This is a genomic window from Mesorhizobium sp. M2A.F.Ca.ET.037.01.1.1, from assembly GCF_003998075.1.
In the GTDB taxonomy this organism is placed as follows: Bacteria; Pseudomonadota; Alphaproteobacteria; order Rhizobiales; family Rhizobiaceae; genus Mesorhizobium.
Genome location: NZ_RZSA01001285.1, coordinates 1 through 1,530 on the forward strand (window position 1 = coordinate 1; position 1,530 = coordinate 1,530).

2 protein-coding genes are annotated in these 1,530 nt (G+C 61.6%); one reads left to right on the top strand and one right to left on the bottom strand.

Annotated elements, in window-relative coordinates:
* On the bottom strand, positions 1-697 hold a 697-nt coding region (locus EOA27_RS35975; protein WP_127258673.1), incomplete at its 3' end, for a glycosyltransferase.
* Positions 698-973: 276 nt separating this feature from the next.
* Between EOA27_RS35975 and apaG the strand changes: the two genes are divergently transcribed.
* The gene (gene apaG, locus EOA27_RS35980) at positions 974-1,366 is read left to right on the top strand and encodes a Co2+/Mg2+ efflux protein ApaG (protein WP_042641259.1); all 393 of its coding nucleotides are present in this window, start codon (positions 974-976) and stop codon (positions 1,364-1,366) included.
* Positions 1,367-1,530 lie beyond the last annotated feature (164 nt).

The window sequence follows — 1,530 nt, forward strand, 5'->3', positions numbered from 1 at the left end:
GCTTGGTGGCGGCCGCGTCCTCGGCGATCTCGGCGGCCAAGGCCTGGATGCCGCCATTGGCGTCCAGCATCGGCTTGTTCCACAGCATGCTCTTGCCCTGGGCGAAGCCGAGGCCGAGCGCCTCGCCGGCATATTGCCAGCGCGCCTGCAGCGTGTTGAGGAAGGCGCATTCGACTTCGGCCCAAAAGCCGTCCGGCCGCGAACCGATCGGCGTCGAGCAGACGAGGCCGGTATCCGGCCGCCATGCCGCCATCAGGTGCTGGACATAGTCCCTCGGCATCAGCACGTTGGAATCGGCGAGGACGACCCAATCGTGCCGCGCCGCCTGCCAGCCCTTGACGCAGTTGTTGAGCTTGGGATTGGCGCTGATATGGTCGTCGCCGATCAACAACCGCGCCGGAACCTTCGGGTGGCGCGCTATCGCCGCATCGATGAGCCTCACCACCGGGTCCTCGGCATGCGCGACGCAGAAGATCAGCTCATAGCGCGGCCAGTCGAGCGAGAAGGCGCGCTGAAGGGTCTCCTGCGTGAACGGCTCGACGCCGCGCGAAGGAACGATGATCGAGACCGGCTGCGCGCCGACGGGCGGCGCAATGACATGTCTTCGTTTCAGCCGCGACGCGGCGAGCAGGATGCTGGCGAGGTTCGAGAAAAGAAGGGCTGACGAAGCCAGGCCGGCTGCGATAGTCAGTTCCATCGAGATCTGGTCACTCTATCTCTTTGTTTTCACGCAATTCCGGACGGAAAACCGCTCACACTTTTCCTGGAATTGCTCTTGGCCGCATGCGACCATTTCATCAGTCACAGAGCGCCCGAGTCGCCCGGCACGGTTTGTGCACACCAACATTGTCATGTGTCACTTAAATGACATTGTTTTTCGGCACGTGCGCTACAAGGCTGGCAGGATGGTCGGCGCGGCGCGTTTAACAGCGAAGCGCGACAAAATGTTCCGCGGCGGCAACCGGAGTGGCCCATGTATCGCGCAGTGACGCGCAACATCGAAGTGCTGGTCAGACCCTTCTATCTGGAGGATAGATCCGATCCGTCGGAGAACCGCTATGTCTGGGGCTATCAGGTGACGATCGACAACCGCTCCGACGATTTCGTGCAGCTTTTGTCGCGCTACTGGCACATAACCGATGGCCAGGGCCGTGTCGAGGAGGTGCGCGGCGCCGGGGTCGTCGGCGACCAGCCGGAGCTCAATCCCGGCGACAGCTATCAATACACGTCAGGCTGCCCGCTCTCGACACCGTCGGGCATCATGGTCGGCCACTACACGATGCGCAACGGCCGCGGCGAGACGTTCGACATCGCCATTCCGGCTTTCTCACTCGACATGCCAGGTACAAGGCGGACGGTGAATTAGCCACTTTCTCCCCGTTTTACGGGGAGAAATGCCCGGCATGTCCGAACCGGATAGATAGGTAACAGAATGGACCGATTAGATGGGTGACAGTTTTCTTGCCAGCCGGGAGGACCGGCGATGGTTTGGCGAGAGACTGGCATCATGGATGAGCGGCTTCGTTTTGT

Coding starts and splice junctions, on each gene's coding strand:
- apaG (WP_042641259.1), top strand. CDS start 974: ATGTATCGCGCAGTGACGCGCAACATCGAAGTGCTGGTCAGACCCTTC.